Origin of the sequence: Paramaledivibacter caminithermalis DSM 15212 (assembly GCF_900142245.1) — a bacterium.
GTDB lineage: Bacteria > Bacillota > Clostridia > Peptostreptococcales > Caminicellaceae > Paramaledivibacter > Paramaledivibacter caminithermalis.
Genome location: NZ_FRAG01000025.1, coordinates 30,275 through 51,388 on the forward strand (window position 1 = coordinate 30,275; position 21,114 = coordinate 51,388).

Sequence of the window (21,114 nt, forward strand, 5' to 3'; positions counted from 1 at the left end):
AGTTCGAGTTTTTTAGTAGTTAAAAATTCCTTACATTTAATTGATATAGATACATAAATAAATTTATATCCCTCAGTAAAAATACCTAAGATAAAAAGGATATTATTGCAAAGTATAGAATCTATATAATGTATATAACAAAATATAGTAATGGAGGGACTGAAATGAAAAAATTGCTACAAATGTGTAAAAGCAAATCACTTCTAAGCTTATTAGTAGTGACAATGATGTTATTTACGATGAGCACATCATTTATTTTTGCTGACGAGACTGCTGCTGAACCTAATGGTAACACTTCCACAACAGAAGCTGTTACTGAATCGGAAGCTCAAAATCAAATAGTTAATACTGTTGATATTATTACCTTTAATGACTTTCATGGTAATCTAGCAGAAGACGTTAGAGAAACAGGAAAAAATATAGGAATGGCAAAAATAGTAGGTTATGTAAAAGATGCACTGAAAAAAAATCCTAATACCATAGTTGTATCTGGTGGAGATAACTATCAAGGTTCTGCACTATCAAACCTTACATATGGAGCTCCTGTATCTGAAATGATGAAGGCTATGGGTGTAGTAGCATCAGCAGTTGGTAATCATGAATTTGATTGGGGTATACAGCACATGGAAAAATGGGCTAAAGACGGAGGCTTTAATTTCCTTGCAGCAAATATCTATGATGCTAATACAGGTAAACCCGTTGATTGGGCAAAGCCTTACCTAATCGTTGAAAAAGCCGATATTAAAATTGCTTTTGTAGGTCTAGCTCATCCTGACACCGTTACTTTAACAAAGGCAGAAAATGTAACTGGTCTTGAATTTAAAGACCCTGTTAAGGCTGCGCAAACATGGGTTGATTATCTAAAGAATGGAAAGGCTAAAGAAGGTACACCTGATGTAATAATAGCACTTACTCATATTGATTCTAAACAAGATAGAGAAACAAAGGAAATTACTGGGCTTGCAGCTGAATTAGCTAATAAGGTTGAAGGTTTAGATGCAATAGTATCTGCACACAGCCATCAAACAGTGGCTGGTAAAGTGAATGAAGTTCCAATTGTACAAGCTTACAAACACGGTCGTGCCCTTGGTAAAATATCTATTGAATTAAATGATGATAAAACAGTAAAAGACATTACTGCTTCAGTAGATAATGTATATAAAAATAAAAATAATCTTATAGCAGATGAAGAAGCTTCTAAAGTTTATGAAAAATATACCGAAGATTTAAATCCTATCTTAAAAGAAGTTATCGGAACTGCAAAGGAAGAATTTACCCATAACAGAAACGAATCAAATGTTTCATTACTAGGTAAATGGGTTTGCGATATGAAGAGGAAACGAACTGGATGTCAAGTGGCTATTCAAAATGGTGGAGGACTTAGAAGAAGTCTATATTCAGGCGATATAACAATGGGTGATTTGTATGAAATAATGCCATTTGATAATACTCTTGTGACAATGGAGCTATCAGGTAAAGATTTGAAGAAAGCAATTGATCATGGTATATTAAATCCTAACATTACCGATGGACAATTCTCAGGTCTCAAGGTTGAATATGATAAGAATAAAGAATTTGAAAATAGAATAACTTCTATAGCTCTAGAAGACGGTACCCCCCTTGAAATGGATAAGTACTATACAGTTGTTATTAATGATTTCATGTTAACAGGTGGAGATGGCTATGACTTCTCTAATGCAAAAAATGTTGTAAACACTTATATTCCAATTAGAGATATGCTTGTAGAAGCTATAAAAGAAACTAAAACTATTACCCCAGAACCAGTTGACTACATAATAGAGGTATCTAAACCAGTAGCTGAAGAACAACAGTTAGCAGAGCCAAAGCAGCAACAAGACACCATAAAAACATATACTGTTCAAATTAATGATATGTTATGGAAGATTGCAAAAAAATTTGGAACTACATATCAAAAAATTACAGAATTCAACAAGTTAAAGAATCCTAATCTAATTTATCCTGGACAAAAATTATTAATACCTGCAAATTAAAAGGATAAATCAATACCTCTTTTTCTAGATGTATAAAAAACGCTTTGTTGCTTTAAAACAAAGCGTTTTTAGTTGCTATGCCCCAAGTTCTATCCATGGAAAGGAATAATGCAGTGAATAAGGCAAAAGTATTTTCTGTTTTATTGTTTGTATATTTATTGGATTGATTGTATAGTAAGGTCAGGCTTTACTAATTTATAAACCCAAATCAGTAAGAAGGTCAGAAATCCCTAAACCATATGGTAGCAGTAGACTACTTGGAATACCTACGGTAGTAGATAGATTTATTCAACTTTATATGCCAAAATACGCTCTTTCCAATATATTTATCATGTCTTCTTTATTAACTTCCTTTGGATTAGACATTGTACACATATCATTAATGGCATTTTCAGCAATATTATTTAGGTTTTTTTCAAATTTATTTCTATCTATTCCTAGTGCCTTAAAAGTTATAGGTATATTAAGAATTTTATTTATTGTCTTTATTGCTTCAATGAGAGCTATAACACCTTCCTCTATGGTAGAAGAAGGTAATCCAAGTAACCTTGATATAAATCTATATCTATCACCGATATTTGACCTATATATATGATTATCCTTTATTCCAGAATTATATTCTATAACGTATGGTAATAATATTGCATTTGCCCTTCCATGGGATAAATTATATTTAGCTCCAACTGCGTGGGCTAAGCTATGGGTTATTCCTAAGCCTGCATTGGTAAAGGCAATACCTGCCATACATGAGGCATCATGCATTTTCCCCCTAGCTGTCATATCCTTGCCATCTTTAAATGCCCTTAGTAAATACTTAAATACTAGCTCTATAGATTTCTGTGCAAACATATCTGTATATTCCGATGCCCCCTTTGATACCAATGCCTCAATAGAATGGGTTAATACATCCATTCCTGTATCGGCAGTCACAGAGGGAGGAACAGTCTTAGTAAACTGTGGATCAAGTATCGCTACATCAGGAACCATTAGTTCATCTGATATAGGAATTTTTATGTTCCTATTTTTATCAGTAATAACAGAATAAGTTGTTACCTCAGAGCCTGTACCACTAGTAGTTGGTATTGCCACAAACCAAGGTTTTTTAATAGCTTTTTTATCAACTAATTCCTCCTTTGTTTTTATACAAAAAAACATTATGGCTTTGGCTGCATCTATAGCTGACCCACCTCCCACAGCTATCAATAAGTCAGGTTTTGTCTTTATTATATGATGTAACCCTCTAGTAACTGTCTCAAGGGATGGATCAGACTGGACTTCATCAAATATTTTATGCTCTATTTTGTTTTTTCTAAGGACTTCAATAATCTTATCTACTATTCCCAGTTCAACCATAAGCTTATCTGTAACTATACATGCCCTTTCAGCATCTATGCTTTCTAAATAGGTTGTCGAATTACATCCAGAATAAACTTGGGTCTTTATTTGAAATCTATTCATTTTTATGCCCTCCTAACATAGAAAATACTGCACCTATATTTACCATAGACACAGTATTTTTATTTTTATATTTATATAGGAAATTACTGTTCCTGCCAATTGGCTGGATATACTACATACATAAATCTACAAGAATTTGGAGTGCTAAATTTAATAGTTGTATTCTTAGGAATAAGTATAATATCTCCTTTTTTTCCAACAACCTTTATATCATCAATTACTATTTCTAAGGTTCCATCTATAACATAATCTATTTCATCATACTTAAGTGTCCAGTCAAAGGATGATTCCTTCATTTCCATTATACCGCATCCAAGCCTAGGACTTTCTTCTATCGATAGTACATCCTTTAGATATACTTCATCACCTTCTTTACCTGTGTCAAATTTCTCTGGCTTTACTGTATCACCCTTGATAGAAATAACTCCACTTTTATCTGAATACTTTATAAACTCCTCTTGGGTCTGTCCCATATGTTCTAAAATAACCTTTTTAATTATCTTTTCTAGCATTTGCTTATTAATTTCACTCATTATTAAGCTACCTCCTTCATTGCAGCTAATACATCTATCCTTAGAGTAATCCTTTACAATTATTAGCTACTCTGTGATACTTTATTTTTTAATGATTTATTAGCTATAATTATTGCTAAAACTACTGCTGTAGCACCTGCTACTAGTTTACCTACAACCATTGGGAATATCATATCCTTGGCAACTCCAGCAGTAAATCCAAGGTGATCTCCAAATACGAATGAAGCGCTTACTGCAAATGCAACATTAATAATTTTTCCTCTATCATCCATATCCTTCATTAACCCAAACATAGGTATATTATTTGCTAAGGATGCAACCATTCCCGCTGCTGCAACATCTCCCATTCCCAATAGCTTACCTAATTTTAATAATGGTTTCTTAAATACCTTTGTGATAAAATGTACCATTGGAAATGCTCCTGCCAACATTAAAGCAATAGATCCAACTATTTCAATACCATCTGAAACTGGAGCCATACCTGGTATTACAACTATACCTGTTAAGGTTTCAATAATTATCGCTGCCAAACCAATAGTTATTACTGCAACAACACCTTTGCCAAATACCGTAAAGCCCTTTATCATTTTTTCAGGTATCTTCCATAAACCAAATGCTAATAATAGTGATACTATGATAATTGGTACTAGGTTGCTAAGTATCATAGAAAGCTCAAATCCAGCAACTATTCCGCCTGCTAAGCAGCCAATAGGAATAGTGATCAAACCTGCTAATATACCAGTTGCTAAAAATCTATGATCTTCCTTATTAATTATTCCAAGGGCTACAGGAATTGTGAAAACTATGGTAGGTCCCATCATTCCTCCTAAGATTAAACCTGCAAATAGTCCTGCTTCACGGCTCTGGGCTAATTCCATAGCCAATGGATATCCACCCATATCATTTGCTAACAAAGTAGTTGCAAACATAGCAGGATCTGCTCCTAATGCTGTATAAACAGGCACTACAACAGGCTTTAATATGGTTGCAAGGACTGGTGCCAGTGATACTACCCCTACCATTGCAACTGCAAGGGACCCCATTGCCATAATACCTTCATCAAATTGCTCGCCAAATCCGTATTTATTTCCTAAAATCTTATCTACAGCACCTATAACCATAAAGACTACCATAATATAAACAATAATTTCATTAATACTCATAATTTTACCCCCTTCAACCTATTTTTTTTGTTTTAAATAACACCTATATCCTTCTATTCATTTTTTTTAGACTCTGGCAAAACTCCTTCAACCTCCATATGGGGTCTTGGAATAACATGTACTGATACCAATTCTCCTACTCTATCTGCGACTGCAGCTCCAGCATCGGTTGCTGCCTTTACTGCTCCTACATCTCCCCTTACCATTACTGTTACAAAGCCCCCACCAATCTGTTCTCTTCCAACTAATGTGACATTTGCTGCCTTTACCATAGCATCGGCGGCTTCAATTGCTCCTACCAAACCCTTTGTTTCTATCATTCCTAATGCTTTCATAACTGACATATTTAATTCCTCCTAATCTAATTATTCCTCAATTTTATTTAGTACCTTCGATGTTATTTCTTCAACCATTTCAGCATCAGTAATCCTAAACTCTTGTGTAAGCAATCTAGCAATAGTGCTAGCTATATTTAGGTATCTATCATTCTTTTTTTCTGCATCTAAACAACTTACTTCTTTGCACTCATATATATCCTTACCACAGCTTTCTTTTCTATCACCATATATGATAACAATTCCTTTATTTCTAAGAATATCTTTAGCTCCTGGGCTTATGATCATTGAACTATCGGCATAAAATTTATTTTCACCTTCTACTAAATACTCATCAATATTTTTTTTAGTTATAAGCTTTTTCACATTTCCCCTCCTATCTACATTAACTCATCTAACAACTCTTTTCTTGGAGAAGGAATTACTACTTTATTTACCAACATACCAGTTTCTTCCCCAACCCTAGCACCTGCTTCAATTGCTTCTGTTACTGCACTTACATCACCTGTCAAGGTTATAAATGCCTTACCTCCTATAGCAAAGCCAAGTCGTAGCTCTATTAAATCTATTGATGCAGCTTTGGCAGCAGTATCGGCAGCCACAATTGATGTTGCTATACTAAAAAATTCTAATACTCCCAATGCTCTTAACTCATCTAATTCTGTAGCTCCATTAATTGCCTTTATCAATTGAGGGTGAATACTTGGAAGAACAAGACTATCTACCACATGCTCCTTACCAATCTCTAGTCCTACTTCAATTGAAGCCTTTACTGCTCCTATATCTCCTGAGATAAGAACAATATATTTTCCTGGACATATTGAATTGGCCCTTAGTAGATTTACCTCCGCCGCCTTTAGCATAGAATCAGCGGTTTCAATTCCTCTTGCTATGCTGTTTAATTCTAATAATCCTATTGTTCTTATCATGAAATCACCTCATTATCATCACTTTGAATGACCACATAATCTGATACCTCACATACCTTACCATCTATACTTGAATGTACGTTAGCTCCTATTTGGCCCCTGTGAACCTTTCCAATTATTTGTCCTCTTGAAACCATGTCACCCACTGATACTACTGGGTTTGACGGCTTACCTATACATTGTTTTAGGGGAATATGAACACGATGGGATTTAACCTCAAACGGACCATCAATACTAATACCTTTATATTTACTTAAACCAAGTCTTGAAATTAATCTGTTAACTGGAATTTTTCTATATTCTCTTATTTCTTTAGCACTAGTTATTCCTTGCTCTTTTTTATATCTAACTCCCTTTTTCCTAAGCTCATCCTTTAAATAGATATTCATTCTTCTAGGAGATAACCCCATGGGGCATGCATATAATTCACATACACCACATTCACAGCATATCAATGCCTCCATGAGTATATTTTCATTGCCTTCACTCATTCCAATACTTCTCATTATTCTATGGGGTCTAAGTTTATGACCTATTAGATTTCTTGGACACATGTCAGTACACATAGAGCATTGAATACACGAGGTTTTTGCACGATTAATTATATGTTTTATTGGCAATTCCTTTCTTTCTACTATATAATGCTCCCTAGGGATTATAATGAGAGCACCAATTGTCTTGGTTATAAATTCTTTTTGGGTTTCTTCTTTATAAATAATATTCCCCATCATAGGACCACCTAGGATTACAGCATAATCATCTATAAGTGTATCTCCAACAGCCTTTATACACTGATCTACACTTGTTCCTATTGGTACTTTTAAGATACAAGGTTTTTTTATCTCTCCGATTACAGTAACATACTTATCTATTACAGGCTTTTCATTTATAGCTTCATAAATATTTACTAAAGTCCCTACATTGGAAACAACAACTCCAACATCTAAAGGAATTCCACTAGGCGGTATAGACCTTTTGGTTATCTCATAAACTAATATCTGCTCATCTCCAGCGGGATAAAAATTATCTAATAAAAATAGTTCCACCTTTGAGTTTAATTCTTCAATAGTTCTTTTAAGTGCTTTAATTTCTTCTTTATATTTTGCCTTTAGTCCTATTATTAATTTCTTAGCCTGTATCTTTTTTGCAACCTCTTCCATAGCCTTAATAATTTTATGACCCTCAGTTCTCATTAAATATTTATCTGTTTCTAATAATGGCTCACACTCTGCTCCGTTAACAATTAAGTATTCTACACTACAATTTAGCTTTATATGGGTAGGAAATCCCGCTCCGCCTGCTCCAACAATTCCCGCATCAAATATTTTTTCTAATAAATCCATTTCCTCACTCCTAGCCTTTAAAATACATCCTTATTTACTTCCACTTCGTCAATGATTCCTACGATTGTAGCATCTATTGGAACATCGGCTTTATCAACTGCCTTTCTAGCAGAGCTTCCAGTTACAACTAATACGGTTTCACCAATTCCTGCGCCTACCTTATCCGTTGCTACAAAGGTTTGCAATTCCTTTTCATTACCATAATCTACGGGCTTAATTACAAGCAGCTTCAATCCATTTAGGCTTTCTTCCTTTCGTGTGGCCCAAACATTTCCAACTACCTTACCAATAATCATATCTATCTTCCTCTTCCCTCCCTGTGAATACTCCTATAACTGAATATTAATTTCATTGGTTCTTATAAAATCCTTTGCAAGGGGTGTAATAATTGATTTTTTATTAATATTTATAGTGCTGTATCCTTTATTCCATAGATTTTCGATATCTTTTTCAGATATAACTCTTTTGTTTATTACAACCTTTTTTACAGCTTCCTCTTTATTTAAGTCTTTATTTACTTCTTCCTTAGATTTACTATTTAACATCTCCTTACTATCCTTATACGCTTTATTATTCAAACAGTCTAGAAGGTTTTCTTCCTTAACAACTTCAATCCCAAAGCTAATCATTTTTTCTTCATATCCTTTAAACATATTAAAAAAATTTTTATTTGCAGTGCTTTTATATTTCCTATAGGATATTCCAGACTCTAAAACTATTATTTTCTTTCCTTTGAAAATTCCATCTATTATAATTTCAGATATTTCACTATTGGGGTTTCCTATTGCGATATTTACTAAATCTTTATTTGATAGCCTTGGTAATATAATATAATCGAATGAATCTACTCCATCTTTATGGCAGTAGTCATCTAAAAAACTTACATTCTTCCAATTTGATATGATTTGACTATAGCTATTTTTATCTTTCTCTGATATTAAATCTATAATTAAAATACTCTTAGATTTCTCTTGGATGCTTTGGGAGTTTAACATTGTTATTCTTTTTAAAACCTCTTCGGTGATAATTTTTATCAAGTTATCAGTATTCATTTATATCACTTCCCTCTATCCTGCAATTCATGGCTATTCCAAGGGGGGTAACTAAAAAAGGATTCTTTGGCTTCGTTGTCCTTATGCCGATTTCTTTTTCAAAAACCTCTTCTATTTTCTCTAAACAACATGTACCTCCTACTAAATAAATGTCCTCCACATCATATCCTTCAATGTGGTTCTTTACTATTGTAGCCATTTTTTGAACTACAGGTCTTACTACTGTAAATATTTCCCTTTGTCTCTTTTTATCTTTTTTGATTTTCTCAGCTTCTTCAAATGTAATTTTATAATTTCCCGAAATAACCAAGGACAAATGGGTTCCTCCAGTAGCTTCATCAGCGGTATATATTACCTCACCTTTTTTTAGTATTGACAAACCAGTAGTTCCTCCACCAATATCAACAATTACTCCATTTTCTATGCCAAGGACTGCATTAGCCGCAGTAGGCTCATCAAGAATTGCTGTGACCTCCATGCCTGCTCCTTCTACTACATACTTATGGGTTTTGCTGTCCCTTTCACTAGTTCCCGGCGGTACAGCTATGGCTGCCTTCAATAACTCTTTTCCTAGTCTTTTCTCAAGTTTTTCTTTAAGCTCTCTAACTATTCTTGAAGCACCTATATAATCAACTACTAATCCATCCCTTATAACCTGTGCAAACTGCATCTCACTAGCAATTGGGTTCATATTCTTGTCTAAAACCACTAGAACTATATATGCTGTCCCTAAGTCTACTCCAACAAGTAATTCTTCAGTCCTATTAAATTCTGCAATTTCCTTTAAACTTTTTTCTACTTTTTCTATAAGATCATTTGCCCTTGTAAAATCCATATTGCAAAATCTCCTTTTTTTATTCTTAAATAATCATTTCCCCTAAAGTACCATCTTCATATCCTGCTCCATTAGCTTCATCAAAATCTATGTGCATACTTAACCTATATCTGCTATTAACTCTCACTACTACATCTTCTAAAACTACTGGTCTATCACTATTGATTCTCACCCTTACCAATTGTTTATCCTTAACACCCAGTCTTTTAGCATCTTCTTGAGTCATGTGAATGTGTCTTTTTGCAATGATTACTGATTCATTAGCTTCTATTACAGTCTTTTCAGTTGCTATATATATTTTTTCACTTCCATCTAAATCTCCTGATTCTCTTACTGGTGGATTTATTCCTAGAGCTATTGCATCTGTTTTAGAAATCTCTACTTGAGTTTTGTCTCTAGCAGGACCTAATATTGCAACCCCCTTTAATACCCCCTTAGGACCTATTAATGTTACTCTCTCATTATATTGAAATTGTCCTGGCTGTGATAAATCCTTCTTTTTTGACATTTTGTAATCCTTACCAAAAAGCTCTTTGATATGATTTTCACTTAGGTGTACATGCCTAGCCGATACTTCTATTGGTATGGTCTTACCGCCTTCAAGTGTATCTACTACCTTTTTTACGATTTCCTTTATTAAAGCCTCCTGCAAATTATCACATCCTTTACTTATACAATCCTGCTTTATGCTTACACATCATTATATATATACAACTGCTTAATCTATTTAAAGCCCTTATTATATCAATTCTAGTAAGCTCAAAATCCTTTCTAAAGGCTTTAATTGCTGTAAGCTCCACTTCCCTTACAGTACTTCTTAATGAATTAAGCCCTACTAGTACTTCTCCCATCTTATAATTAGGTAATATATGGTCTACTCTAAAGTACTTTTTAGGATGATGAGACATTTCCCTTAGCTGCTCTTCCCTTAATCCAATTAGACTTTTTATGTTAAACTCTTCCTCTAAAACCTCAGCCTTTAAAATTTCTCTAGTATAGTTTAGAACCTCATCGAGATCCTCAACTAACTTTATTATATTTTTAGAAGCTATGAATACTTGAAGCTCTATTATTTTTGATTGAAGACTATCAAGCTTTCCTCTAAAAATAATTCTGGGATCATCTTTAAAAACCAATTTATTCCCATAAATTTGGGTCATATGTTCTGGCTTACTTTCTAAGGCGCCTCCAGAGTAATATGAAATATATTTAGGTACAATTCTTTCAGCGGGAATTTCTAATTCTTCATATTTATTTCTATTTTTATTGTCATCCTGTGTATTTTCTTTAACCATATCTTCAACTACCATCTCAATATTTTTATCCCTTAGAAACTGCCTAGCTGATGGAGTAACTAACACATTGGAGTTTACAACATATCTTTTAGGTAGCTTATTTTTAAATTTTAAGCGAAGGGCTTCTTCCGTTAAAACCTTCATTAGCTCACTTCCTTTTTTAAGTTGCAAGTTCCAAGCTGCAAGCCTTGGAGTCATTCACTTTATTACGAAAGATTTACTTTACCCCTTATGAGATAAAGATTTCAAAGAATGACTCCAATCTTAGAACTTCAAACTAAACTTTAACCCATATTTATCCTTCTATTTTGGGAAGCACTAATTCAACTTCACTATGTGGTCTTGGAATTACATGAACAGAAACTAATTCACCAACTCTGTCGGCAGCTGCTGCACCAGCATCAGTGGCAGCTTTAACAGCTCCTACATCTCCTCTAACCATTACTGTAACTAGTCCTCCACCTACATGAACCTTTCCTATAAGTGTTACATTTGCAGCTTTTACCATAGCATCTGCTGCCTCAATAGATCCTACTAATCCTTTTGTCTCAATCATTCCAAGTGCATTCATATTTGCCATTTATATTTCCTCCCTATTTTTTAAATTTTTTGTAGAGATAAGCAACTTCAAGGTTTAATAAATTTCAAAGAAAAAATGTAGAAGCGTTCATTATTTTCTTTAAAATTTATTTTAACTATTAATGTTGTTTATCTATATTTAAACTTTTTTATTTCTTAACATTTTTTAATTCTTCTATAACCATTTTGCATATTGCATCAATATCTAATTTATCTATTATTTTATTTTCCTTTGGTGTTATTCCTAAATCATCAACCTCATAGGCCATTCTTCTAATGTTGATCAGGTGTTCTGGTCCAACATTATCGGATGTAGCACTTCCTCCAACAGCTCCACAGCCAAGGGTTAGGGCTGGTGTAAGTCCTGTACTAAGTCCTATAGCGCCTTGGGTAGAAGGAGTATTCACCAAAAGTCTTGATACTGGTTTCTTAAGGGCAAACTGCCTTATAACCTCTTCATTGTTTGAATGTATAGCCAATGTGTGACCCATACCTCCATTTTCTAACAGCTTATAACACAGCTCACAACCCTCAGTCCAATCTTCAACTGTATAAAATGCCAATAATTGTGTTAGCTTTTCCTTGGAAAATGGATACTCCTTACCTACGCCCTTTTCTTCACAGATTAATACCTTAGTGCCCTCTGGTATAGTTATACCTGCCATGGCTGCAATATCCTTAGCTGATTTACCAACAATTCTAGGATTCATACCGCCATTGGGTGTTTCCATTATTCTGACTACCTTATCTATCTCCTCACCCGTTAAAAAATATCCTCCTTGTTTTCTTAGCTCATTTTTAACATAATCACTTATACATTTCTCCGTAACGATAGCTTGTTCAGATGCACAAACTGTCCCATTATCAAAAGTCTTACTTGCTAAAATCTTACTAACAGCCTTCTTGACATCTGCACTTCTTTCAATATAGGCTGGTACATTTCCTGGTCCAACCCCTAGAGCAGGAGTTCCAGAACTATACGCAGCTTTAACCATTGCTGTTCCACCAGTTGCTAATATCATAGATACATCCTCATGCTTCATTAATTCATTTGTTCCCTCCATGGTTGGGATTGATATACAGCTTATGAGCCCCTCTGGTGCTCCCATTCTAACTGCCGCTTCTTTTAATACCTTAACTGTCTTTAAAATACATTTTAAAGCACTTGGGTGGGGACTAAATATAATAGCATTTCCAGATTTTAGTGCAATAAGAGTCTTGTATATAACTGTGGATGTTGGATTTGTTGATGGTATTAATGCTGCTATAACTCCAACTGGAGTTCCTATTTCCACTATTTTTCTATCCTTGTCTTCACTAATTATTCCAATGGTTTTCATATCCTTAATATGTTCATAAAGCTTTTGACTGGCTACAATGTTTTTTGTCATCTTATCCTGCCATATTCCAAAACCCGTTTCCTCAACCGCTAGCTTCCCTAGATTCTCGGCTTCTGCCATAGCCGCTATGGATAATTGTTTTACAATTTCATCGATTAATTGAGTACTAAAATTGGCAAATTCTTTTTGTGCTTTTTTTGCTTTTTTTACTAAAATCCTTACTTCTTGTATAGATTGTAAGTCTTTATCCTGTATATCCAACTATTCCGCCTCCCTCTTAAAGCAGTTGGTTAACGCTTCTATCAATTCTTTCTTTTTAGCAAATTTTATCTGACTTTTTTCTATGGAAATTCCATTTACTCTCCTAGCTATTCTTCTAAGATCTACTACTTTCATGTTAATTAATGCTTTTTCATCCCTTATATTTATAGCTTTCCCTTTATAGTCAATGATGTATTTTTTATCAACAATATCCATATCCTTCTTAGCTTCTTTTATTACCCTTATATCTTGCTCTTTATTGATTTCTTCAACATCACTATCAAAGTATAAAGTCAAGTTTTCTTCTAATGTTTCAAGTTCTTCTATCTCTAAAACGTCACATTGTGAAATTCTATTTATTGCACAGCTTTCATGCTCCTTGCTGTCCTCATCATTAGATATGGTTCTATATTGATCCCTTTCCTTTACATCTCCACATTCTTTTGGCCTAGTTACAATTTTTTCTAGCCCTTCTCCCATTCGTGCAATAACATCTATAGATATAACCTTGCCCACTCTAGCAGCTGCTGTTGCTCCTGCATCTATGGATGCCTTTACGGCACTAACATCTCCACAGATTTTAATAGTTACAAGCCCTCCTCTTACAAACTCCAAGCCAATCAGTTCTACATTGGCTGCCTTTAGACACGCATCTGCAGCTTCAATTGCTCCAATATATCCATAGGTTTCTAATAAGCCTAAGGCTTTTCTAATCATCATTTCACCACTACATATTAGTATGCAGTTGGATTGTCTGCAACGAATTTGACAGCTTCTGCAAAGGCATCACAGGCAGCCTTACATGCTGACTGACTTCCTGTTAATAATCCTCCACCAAAGTTTGTTTCTGAAGGTGGACCAAAGAATTCAGCCATTCTTACATCGGCAGCCTTTAAAGCAGCATCTAAAGCATACATAGCTTCTATTGGCGGTGCAATAAGATACGCTATTGCTTCCCCCTCAGGTATTCCAGCTAGTTCAGATAGAAAAGAGCCTGTTCTTGACACACAATGGGCATAGTATGCTATGGAGTCTTCATCATTTGCACTATAGAAGCAGGCATCATTTTCAATAAAATCTATAGCTGCATTTATTCCACTTCTTACCTCTGCTGGATTTGGTCCTGATAATATACCTATAAATTCACCTGCAAGCTTAGTGTTTGCATTGGCAGCTCCACCATAAAATGATTTTGCATAGGCAACCTTAACATCTGCCTTTTTTGTAGCTTCATCAAGGGCTGTATAACCTACATCATCACAATCAGTTGTTATCATTCCTATACTTCTATGTCCTTCTTTAAGCTCTAATTTTTTTGCCATATCACTATCTATATTTGGTATGAGTTTCACACTTAAAACAGTTGTACGTAGTGGGTCATTTTTCATCTAAAATCCCTCCATCCTATAATTTAAGGTCTAATCCACTTGCCTTTTGTTCAAGTATCTTCTTAATAACATCAGCAATATGGGCACCTGCTTCAACAGCTGGTGTTCCACCTTGGTGTATATTAGAAACCACTGTTCTATTTGACTCAGGCATTCCAACCTTAGCATTATATGCCATATAGCAGCTCATGCTTTCTCCCGTTGCAAGTCCTGGTCTTTCTCCGATAAGAACCACCGTTACCTCGGATTCAAGCATTTCAGAAATAGCGTCCATAGCTGGAACTCTACCATGCTTCACAAAGAAGGGAGTTCCAACATCTATTCCATATCCCTTTAGACCTTGAATAATTGATGAATAGGTATCCTTTGCATTTGCTTCTATGGCAGTAGAACTCAATCCATCGGATATATATATTTGCACCTTAGGTTTTTTCTGGCATTTTTCTTGTATTAGCTTCTTAGTTTCTTCATCAAATTTTCTTCCAAGGTCAGGTCTTGTCAAATACTCATCCTTATCTTTACACATTGTTGATACTGAAAAAAGATTCATTTCCTTTAAAAATTCTTCTGAAACATAGGTGAAGACTGCATCTTGAGCTACTGCGTGGTCTGCTCTGAATCTTAGTAAGGTTTCAGTCTTATATCTTGGTCCAGCTCTCCATATCCCAACTCTAGCAGGAGTAGTTTCCTTTAATGCCAAATATCTTTCTTTATTTTCTGAGTTTGGAACTAATAATTGCTTTTTGATATCTATATCAGTAATATCTGGAATATCCTCACTTATACATTCAACTTCTTTATCTTGAGAAACACTAAAATTATTTGTCTCTATACTATCCTTTGATGCCATTTCATTTAATACTTGTTCTATAATATTTTTAATATCTTTTTCTGAAATCATATTTTCCCCCCTTAGTATTCTATTTCATGAATATAGATGCATCGCCAGCTTTTTTACTTAATCTACCATTTTCATAGATTCCCATCTTTTCAAGCCAATCTTCAAATTCCTTAATTGGTCTTTTATTAGTTAATACTCTTAATGTTGGAGCTTCATGATATCCAGTGCATTGATAGTTAAGCATTATATCATCCCCAGCAGGAATCCCCATGAAGTAGTTACAGCCAGCATTAGTTAGTAATACAGCTAGGTTTTCGATATCATTTTGGTCTGCCTTCATATGGTTTGTGTAACAAGCATCGACTCCCATTGGAATACCTGTGAGTTTACCCATAAAATGATCCTCCAAACCTGCTCTAATAACCTGTTTGCTATCATATAGATATTCTGGTCCTATAAATCCAACAACTGTATTAACTAAGAATGGAGCAAATTTCTTAGCAAAGCCATAGCATCTAGCTTCAAGAGTCACTTGATCTACTCCATGGTGGGCATCCGATGATAATTCTGAACCCTGACCTGTTTCAAAATACATAACATTTGGACCTGTAGATGTACCTTCTTTAAGAACCAATTGTCTAGCTTCTTCTAGTAGATCTCCAGTAATTCCAAAGGCTTTATTAGCCTTTTCAGTTCCCGCAATACTTTGGAATATAATATCCGATGGAGCACCCTGTTTTATAGCTTCCATTTGAGTAGTAACATGGGCTAAAACACAGTTTTGTGTAGGTATTTCCCATTTTCTTTTAAATTCTTCAAACATTTTAAGAACATTAGATACACTGTCAACGGTATCATTTACGGGATTAAGCCCTATAACAGCATCACCAACACCATAGCTTAGGCCCTCCATCAAAGAAACCATGATACCGTCTAGATCATCTGTGGTATGATTTGGCTGAAGTCTAATTGCCAAAGTCCCAGGTAATCCAATAGTAGTGTTACAATGGGCCGTTACACGTATTTTACTGGCTCCATAGATTAAATCTAAATTTGACATTATCTTTGCAACAGCTGCTACTATCTCACTTGTTAAGCCTCTGCTTATTCTTCTAATATCTGCTCCTGTAGTTTCATCACTTAGTATCCATTCTCTAAGTTCAGAGACAGTCCAATTCTTTATTTCGTTATATATTTTTTCATTTACACTATCTTGAATTATTCTTGTTACCTCATCTTCCTCATAGGGTATTACAGGATTATTTCTTAAATCTCCTAAGGTAAGATTGCTAAGTACCTCTTTGGCAGCAATCATTTCAGTTACAGATTCTGCTGCGATACCCGCTAATTTGTCACCAGATTTTTCTTCATTTGCCTTTGCTAAAACATCTTTCACATCCCTGAACTTATAAACGGTTCCAAATAGCTTTGTTTTAAGTCTCATTTTCTCTCCCCTTTCTACATTAATAGCTAAATAATAAGGTTTTTACTATTACAGGAACTACCTTTCCATTGGCAATTGAATTCCCAATATCTATATAGTCTCCATTCTCTACCATTACTGAATCTATACATATTACTTCCTTTTTATATCCTAGCTGAGCCTTCAAGGCTTGCCCTAGGGCCTTTGCTATATCATTTTCAACAATAATAATCAACGGTAGATTAGTCTCAAGAATTTCCTTCATCCCATCTATTATGGCTCTTGATAATTCCTGTATTTCTTTAAAACTGGCATTTTTCACCCCCTTAATAGCTAATGCTACTTGCTGCTTATCCTTTTCCAGTCTAAACCACTTTAATTTATCTGAAATTATACTTGACAGCTTCTTAAATGACAGTTTTTCATCTTCATTTGTGAGCTTAAGTATTGGTATATTTTTTAATGGTAAAACCTCTTCATCAATGGTTATAGTACTCCCACTAATATCTGTTGTATGGGAGCCTGCACCAACTACTGTTGCTCTGATGGTTTCAGCAGGCTTTACCATATATTTTTTTCTTTCTAAATTTGATTTCTTTATTGCTTCTCCTAATAAAATCCCAATATCTCCATATTGAAATAAATCCATCTCACATTCACAATATATACAATCAGCTACCCCTCCAGAAAAGGATACATAATCTATATCATAATCCCTTTTTAGGTCATAATCTGTAAGCATTAAGCTAAGCTCAGATGATTTCTCTCTGAATCCTAAAACCTCTTCAAGAATCTCTGCCATCCTCATTGTTAACTTATTTAACTCCTGTAAGGTCAACCTTTTTCCTTCAAAAACATTTAACTCTATACTTTCTGCCAATTGCTTTAACTTAGAAGACACATATGTTACCTCTAAGGTATCTTTATTTAATTTAATCAATCTACCTCCAATATCAAGACAAGCAGTATCTATTGCTTCTCCATTCTTAAAAACTGCTATATTGGTTGTACCACCGCCTACATCTAGATTTACAACGATAGCACCCTTCTCCTTTGATATCTGAGCCGCACCTGATCCCTTTCCAGCAATAATCCCTTCTAAATCTGGTCCTGCAGTTGCCACAACAAAATCTCCTGCTAATCCACTTAGAGTGTTTAAAACTTCCCTAGCATTATCCTTTCTTGCAGTTTCTCCAGTTATGATAACTGCTCCTGTATCAACATCCTCAGGCTTAATATTTGCCTTTTTATATTCTTTTTCTATTATTTTTCTGACCTCTAGACTATTTATTTCCTTTAGAGATCTAAGAGGAGTAAAGTATATATCGCTTCTATAAATAACCTCTTTATCTATAATCTTTATTCTAGGTACCGAAGCCATTGAAGCTGTATTATCGATTGTTATTCTACTAAATACTAATTGAGTTGTTGAAGTCCCAATGTCTATACCCACACTCAAAATATATTCCTTAATCCTACTCACCTCCTATATTTAGAAAGAAAAAGAGCCAAAGGCATATTAATATCAAATATACCCTTGGCTCCTTTGCCATCTAAAACCACGTCATTGTGTTTATAACTATTTTTTATTTTTAAAATCAAACATTACCTTGGTCCCCTTAGAATTTGACTGAATATTTATTTGCCCCTGTAATCTATCCTTCACTATGCTCTTCACGATATTAAAGCCTAAGCTTCCTGGTCTAGCAGATTTCATATCAAATCCTACACCATTATCGATTATGGAAATATTAGAGTACATGCTTCCTTTTTGAATATTTACCTCTATTAACCCTTCTTTTCTTCCAACAAAGGCATATTGTAGAGAATTCTGTATAAGTTCATTAACCACAAGGGCTATAGAAGATGCTCTATCTGAATCAATATTGAGATTGTCTCCACTTATTTCTATTCTTACACCTTTATTATTTTGTATACTATAATCTATAACGCTATTTTTAATCCTAGAAAGAATTGTTTTGATATCTACATCATCTACACCTTTTTGAGCCAATACTTCATGGGTTACAGCAATGCTTAAAATCCTACTTATACTCTCATCAAAGGCAATCTTTGCAGTTTTATCATCTATGCGCCTAGCTTGTAACCTCAATAAGCTTGCTATAGTTTGAAGGTTATTTTTTACTCTATGATGTATTTCTCTCATCGCTACAGATTTTAAAATTAATTCCTTTTCCTTTGCTTTTACCTCTGAAATATCTCTTATCACCATCATTATCCCTACTACATCTATATTTCTCTGCTTCATTACAGCATATTTTACTCTTAAGGTTAATTCACCTATATTCGCCTCTGAACTGCTCATAAAACCCTGGGTTTTTAATTCATCAAATCTTTTCCCATCTAAAACTAAATTATTAAAACTTATTCCTATTAAATCATCTATATATCCTAATTTTCTATATAACTGTTCTGCAACTGGATTTACATATGTTGATATCCCTTGACTATTAAATATAACTATCCCATCAGTTATATGATAATGTATGGGATTTTGATTATCAGTAAATGTCAAAAGTGTTTCTGTTAGTTTTTGAGTAGTTTCACTTAAAAGTTCCATATTTTTTTTCTCATTCAAACTTTTCGTTATATCAATCTCTGCTATTAATACCCCTATAACATCACCAGAATCATTTTTAATTGGTACAACATTCTGTTTTACCGATTTATTTTCCTGAGTGATAGCCCTTAAATCCCTAGTAGGCATTCCGATTTCCAAAGTCCTCAAAGCTGCTGGTTCATTTTTTCTTAGGGCAAACTGACCAACAACTGAATACTGATACATAGAAGGAGAATTGGATGGTTTTGCCTCTGCTACTACTATTGCTACATTTGAATCCTTCGTCATACAATCAATAAATATATCAGCCTGTAATAAGTCTGCAATCAAAGGTAAATCTCGAGCTATATCTTCTAGTCTTTTAATATCTTCATCAGTCAAATAAGTATGAGTTTTACATAGTTTATAAATCATAGTAACTACCCCTATATAAAGTTTTTAAATATTAAAAACTAATTATTTATTATAATTGCATTTGCTATGTCCTTCATAGCACACCGTTTATCCATACTTAATTTTCTGATTTGCTTATATGCCTCTTCTTCAGTTAGCCCCTTCTCTTTCATTAAAATTCCCTTAGCTTTTTCGATTATTTTTCTACTCTTTAATTTTTCCTCTGTCTTAATAATTTTTTCTTGTATTTTTCTAAATTCATCGCCCTTCGCAATGGCTACCTCAATAGTTGCGATAAGTGATTTTTCTTCAATAGGCTTTACAATATACCCCATAACGCCTGCATCCTTTGCTTGATCTATAAATTCTTTTCCACTATAGGCTGTTACAAGTACTATGCTACATGGTAAATTTTCTCCAACTATAATTTTTGATGCTTTAAGACCATCTAATAAAGGCATTTTAACATCCATAAGAACTAAATCAGGTTTAAATTTTCGGCACAGTTCTACAGCATCAAACCCATCAGAGGCTTCCCCTACAACATCGTAGCCAGCCTCCCTTAACATCTCAGAAAAATCCATTCTAGTAATAGGCTCATCATCGGCTATTACTATTCTTTTTTTCATTTTTTTCCCTCCTTAGGTTAAGGAATATTTCAAACTAAAAATAATTAGCTTTAAGATAAAAAGGCTTTTATATCCTCTATTCCATCCCCATCAACAGAACTAACTTTAAATATCCTATTTGCTCCAGCATTTCGTAAACACTCCTTAGCATATTGGATATTACCTTCCTGACAGTCTATCTTAGTAACAAATCCTATAACCTCTTTATTAAATATCAATCCAAATTTAGGTGGAAAAATACAGTTAGGATCAGTACAATCTTGAACCAGTCCTATAATATCACAATCAAAGGAAGACGTTATTAATGCATTATAAAATCTTCTATTTTCTATATATTCTCCTGGTGTGTCTAAAATATTATTAATATATTCTATCATTTGAGTTTTTTTATATTTTATCTCATGTTTATTTATAGCTTGAGTAAGGGTAGTTTTACCACATCCTGTTTTACCTACCAATATTAATTTTTTCATTTTATCACCCCTAGGACTTTGTCAAGTTAGCAGGAGCAAAAGCCAATACATTTGTGAGTAAGTTTAAAACTTCTCTTAATGCTGATTCTACACTAGACACATCTCCTACTATAACAAGGGAGCCACTAAATCTATCTAAAAAACCTATCTCAACTCCTGCTGCTTTAGTAGCAACATCTGCTGCAATTATCGCAGCCTCACTTGGAGTAATGGTAAGTATACCTATAGCTTCATTGTATTCATCAGAAATT

23 protein-coding genes and 1 pseudogene are annotated in these 21,114 nt (G+C 34.1%); 1 reads left to right on the forward strand and 23 read right to left on the reverse strand.

Features of this window, described 5'->3' with window-relative positions:
* Positions 1 to 164 precede the first annotated feature (164 nt).
* Positions 165 to 2,012, forward strand: a complete 1,848-nt coding sequence (locus BUB36_RS10815; RefSeq protein ID WP_073149848.1) for a 5'-nucleotidase C-terminal domain-containing protein — start codon at positions 165 to 167, stop codon at positions 2,010 to 2,012.
* 294 nt (positions 2,013 to 2,306) lie between these two features.
* Here the strand turns inward: BUB36_RS10815 and BUB36_RS10820 are convergent, their stop codons facing one another.
* The 23 genes and pseudogenes from BUB36_RS10820 to BUB36_RS10930 all read right to left on the reverse strand — a co-directional run.
* The gene (locus BUB36_RS10820) at positions 2,307 to 3,470 is read right to left on the reverse strand and encodes a 1-propanol dehydrogenase PduQ (protein WP_073149850.1); all 1,164 of its coding nucleotides are present in this window, start codon (positions 3,468 to 3,470) and stop codon (positions 2,307 to 2,309) included.
* Between the two features lie 83 nt (positions 3,471 to 3,553).
* Positions 3,554 to 4,003, reverse strand: coding sequence for a cupin domain-containing protein (locus BUB36_RS10825; protein WP_073149852.1), 450 nt, complete (start codon positions 4,001 to 4,003; stop codon positions 3,554 to 3,556).
* A gap of 62 nt (positions 4,004 to 4,065) precedes the next feature.
* Positions 4,066 to 5,166 (reverse strand): ethanolamine utilization protein EutH, encoded by a 1,101-nt coding sequence (gene eutH, locus BUB36_RS10830; RefSeq protein ID WP_073149854.1) that lies wholly within the window; start codon positions 5,164 to 5,166, stop codon positions 4,066 to 4,068.
* 53 nt (positions 5,167 to 5,219) lie between these two features.
* A complete protein-coding gene (gene eutM, locus BUB36_RS10835; protein WP_073149856.1) occupies positions 5,220 to 5,510 on the reverse strand; it encodes an ethanolamine utilization microcompartment protein EutM in 291 nt (96 codons plus the stop codon).
* 21 nt (positions 5,511 to 5,531) lie between these two features.
* Entirely contained in the window at positions 5,532 to 5,867 is a 336-nt protein-coding gene (locus BUB36_RS10840; protein WP_073149858.1) for a hypothetical protein, read from the reverse strand.
* 14 nt (positions 5,868 to 5,881) lie between these two features.
* Positions 5,882 to 6,430 (reverse strand): BMC domain-containing protein, encoded by a 549-nt coding sequence (locus BUB36_RS10845; RefSeq protein ID WP_073149860.1) that lies wholly within the window; start codon positions 6,428 to 6,430, stop codon positions 5,882 to 5,884.
* On the reverse strand, positions 6,427 to 7,773 hold the full coding sequence (locus tag BUB36_RS10850) for a 4Fe-4S dicluster domain-containing protein (RefSeq protein WP_073149862.1): 1,347 nt from the start codon (positions 7,771 to 7,773) through the stop codon (positions 6,427 to 6,429). The genes BUB36_RS10845 and BUB36_RS10850 overlap by 4 nt, the downstream gene beginning before the upstream one ends.
* A gap of 17 nt (positions 7,774 to 7,790) precedes the next feature.
* On the reverse strand, positions 7,791 to 8,069 hold the full coding sequence (locus BUB36_RS10855) for a EutN/CcmL family microcompartment protein (RefSeq protein WP_073149865.1): 279 nt from the start codon (positions 8,067 to 8,069) through the stop codon (positions 7,791 to 7,793).
* 33 nt (positions 8,070 to 8,102) lie between these two features.
* Positions 8,103 to 8,825 carry a hypothetical protein gene (locus BUB36_RS10860; RefSeq protein ID WP_073149867.1) on the reverse strand — a complete coding sequence of 241 codons (723 nt, stop codon included), beginning with the start codon at positions 8,823 to 8,825 and terminating at the stop codon, positions 8,103 to 8,105.
* The gene (gene eutJ, locus BUB36_RS10865; protein ID WP_073149869.1) at positions 8,815 to 9,660 is read right to left on the reverse strand and encodes an ethanolamine utilization protein EutJ; all 846 of its coding nucleotides are present in this window, start codon (positions 9,658 to 9,660) and stop codon (positions 8,815 to 8,817) included. The genes BUB36_RS10860 and eutJ overlap by 11 nt, the downstream gene beginning before the upstream one ends.
* 25 nt (positions 9,661 to 9,685) lie before the next feature.
* Positions 9,686 to 10,312 carry a phosphate propanoyltransferase gene (gene pduL / locus BUB36_RS10870; protein WP_073149871.1) on the reverse strand — a complete coding sequence of 209 codons (627 nt, stop codon included), beginning with the start codon at positions 10,310 to 10,312 and terminating at the stop codon, positions 9,686 to 9,688.
* Positions 10,313 to 10,325: 13 nt separating this feature from the next.
* On the reverse strand, positions 10,326 to 11,099 hold the full coding sequence (locus BUB36_RS10875) for a cobalamin adenosyltransferase (RefSeq protein WP_073149900.1): 774 nt from the start codon (positions 11,097 to 11,099) through the stop codon (positions 10,326 to 10,328).
* 151 nt (positions 11,100 to 11,250) lie between these two features.
* The gene (eutM, locus tag BUB36_RS10880; RefSeq protein ID WP_073149880.1) at positions 11,251 to 11,535 is read right to left on the reverse strand and encodes an ethanolamine utilization microcompartment protein EutM; all 285 of its coding nucleotides are present in this window, start codon (positions 11,533 to 11,535) and stop codon (positions 11,251 to 11,253) included.
* Positions 11,536 to 11,683: 148 nt separating this feature from the next.
* On the reverse strand, positions 11,684 to 13,135 hold the full coding sequence (locus tag BUB36_RS10885) for an acetaldehyde dehydrogenase (acetylating) (protein ID WP_084111961.1): 1,452 nt from the start codon (positions 13,133 to 13,135) through the stop codon (positions 11,684 to 11,686).
* Positions 13,136 to 13,582: 447 nt separating this feature from the next.
* Positions 13,583 to 13,852 (reverse strand): annotated as a pseudogene (locus BUB36_RS20650) (BMC domain-containing protein); the annotation flags it as partial.
* Positions 13,853 to 13,869: 17 nt separating this feature from the next.
* Positions 13,870 to 14,523, reverse strand: a complete 654-nt coding sequence (eutL, locus tag BUB36_RS10895) for an ethanolamine utilization microcompartment protein EutL (RefSeq protein ID WP_073149884.1) — start codon at positions 14,521 to 14,523, stop codon at positions 13,870 to 13,872.
* Positions 14,524 to 14,539: 16 nt separating this feature from the next.
* Complete coding sequence (gene eutC, locus BUB36_RS10900) at positions 14,540 to 15,424, reverse strand: ethanolamine ammonia-lyase subunit EutC (RefSeq protein WP_073149886.1); 885 nt, start codon at positions 15,422 to 15,424, stop codon at positions 14,540 to 14,542.
* Positions 15,425 to 15,443: 19 nt separating this feature from the next.
* A complete protein-coding gene (locus tag BUB36_RS10905; RefSeq protein ID WP_073149888.1) occupies positions 15,444 to 16,808 on the reverse strand; it encodes an ethanolamine ammonia-lyase subunit EutB in 1,365 nt (454 codons plus the stop codon).
* A 19-nt stretch (positions 16,809 to 16,827) separates the two neighbouring features.
* Positions 16,828 to 18,270 (reverse strand): ethanolamine ammonia-lyase reactivating factor EutA, encoded by a 1,443-nt coding sequence (gene eutA / locus BUB36_RS10910; protein WP_330390488.1) that lies wholly within the window; start codon positions 18,268 to 18,270, stop codon positions 16,828 to 16,830.
* A gap of 96 nt (positions 18,271 to 18,366) precedes the next feature.
* Positions 18,367 to 19,782, reverse strand: coding sequence for a sensor histidine kinase (locus BUB36_RS10915; protein WP_073149890.1), 1,416 nt, complete (start codon positions 19,780 to 19,782; stop codon positions 18,367 to 18,369).
* Between the two features lie 38 nt (positions 19,783 to 19,820).
* Positions 19,821 to 20,390, reverse strand: coding sequence for an ANTAR domain-containing response regulator (locus tag BUB36_RS10920; protein WP_073149892.1), 570 nt, complete (start codon positions 20,388 to 20,390; stop codon positions 19,821 to 19,823).
* Between the two features lie 50 nt (positions 20,391 to 20,440).
* A complete protein-coding gene (locus tag BUB36_RS10925) occupies positions 20,441 to 20,863 on the reverse strand; it encodes a EutP/PduV family microcompartment system protein (protein WP_073149894.1) in 423 nt (140 codons plus the stop codon).
* A 10-nt stretch (positions 20,864 to 20,873) separates the two neighbouring features.
* A partial coding sequence (locus BUB36_RS10930; RefSeq protein WP_073149896.1) for a BMC domain-containing protein occupies positions 20,874 to 21,114 on the reverse strand: 241 nt, incomplete at its 5' end.

Coding starts and splice junctions, on each gene's coding strand:
- BUB36_RS10815 (WP_073149848.1), top strand. CDS start 165: ATGAAAAAATTGCTACAAATGTGTAAAAGCAAATCACTTCTAAGCTTA.
- BUB36_RS10920 (WP_073149892.1), bottom strand. CDS start 20,390: ATGAAAAAAAGAATAGTAATAGCCGATGATGAGCCTATTACTAGAATG.
- BUB36_RS10855 (WP_073149865.1), bottom strand. CDS start 8,069: ATGATTATTGGTAAGGTAGTTGGAAATGTTTGGGCCACACGAAAGGAA.
- BUB36_RS10845 (WP_073149860.1), bottom strand. CDS start 6,430: ATGATAAGAACAATAGGATTATTAGAATTAAACAGCATAGCAAGAGGA.
- eutH (WP_073149854.1), bottom strand. CDS start 5,166: ATGAGTATTAATGAAATTATTGTTTATATTATGGTAGTCTTTATGGTT.
- BUB36_RS10905 (WP_073149888.1), bottom strand. CDS start 16,808: ATGAGACTTAAAACAAAGCTATTTGGAACCGTTTATAAGTTCAGGGAT.
- eutC (WP_073149886.1), bottom strand. CDS start 15,424: ATGATTTCAGAAAAAGATATTAAAAATATTATAGAACAAGTATTAAAT.
- eutL (WP_073149884.1), bottom strand. CDS start 14,523: ATGAAAAATGACCCACTACGTACAACTGTTTTAAGTGTGAAACTCATA.
- BUB36_RS10850 (WP_073149862.1), bottom strand. CDS start 7,773: ATGGATTTATTAGAAAAAATATTTGATGCGGGAATTGTTGGAGCAGGC.
- eutM (WP_073149880.1), bottom strand. CDS start 11,535: ATGGCAAATATGAATGCACTTGGAATGATTGAGACAAAAGGATTAGTA.
- BUB36_RS10875 (WP_073149900.1), bottom strand. CDS start 11,099: ATGAAGGTTTTAACGGAAGAAGCCCTTCGCTTAAAATTTAAAAATAAG.
- BUB36_RS10925 (WP_073149894.1), bottom strand. CDS start 20,863: ATGAAAAAATTAATATTGGTAGGTAAAACAGGATGTGGTAAAACTACC.
- eutM (WP_073149856.1), bottom strand. CDS start 5,510: ATGTCAGTTATGAAAGCATTAGGAATGATAGAAACAAAGGGTTTGGTA.
- BUB36_RS10860 (WP_073149867.1), bottom strand. CDS start 8,825: ATGAATACTGATAACTTGATAAAAATTATCACCGAAGAGGTTTTAAAA.
- BUB36_RS10825 (WP_073149852.1), bottom strand. CDS start 4,003: ATGAGTGAAATTAATAAGCAAATGCTAGAAAAGATAATTAAAAAGGTT.
- BUB36_RS10820 (WP_073149850.1), bottom strand. CDS start 3,470: ATGAATAGATTTCAAATAAAGACCCAAGTTTATTCTGGATGTAATTCG.
- eutJ (WP_073149869.1), bottom strand. CDS start 9,660: ATGGATTTTACAAGGGCAAATGATCTTATAGAAAAAGTAGAAAAAAGT.
- BUB36_RS10915 (WP_073149890.1), bottom strand. CDS start 19,782: ATGATTTATAAACTATGTAAAACTCATACTTATTTGACTGATGAAGAT.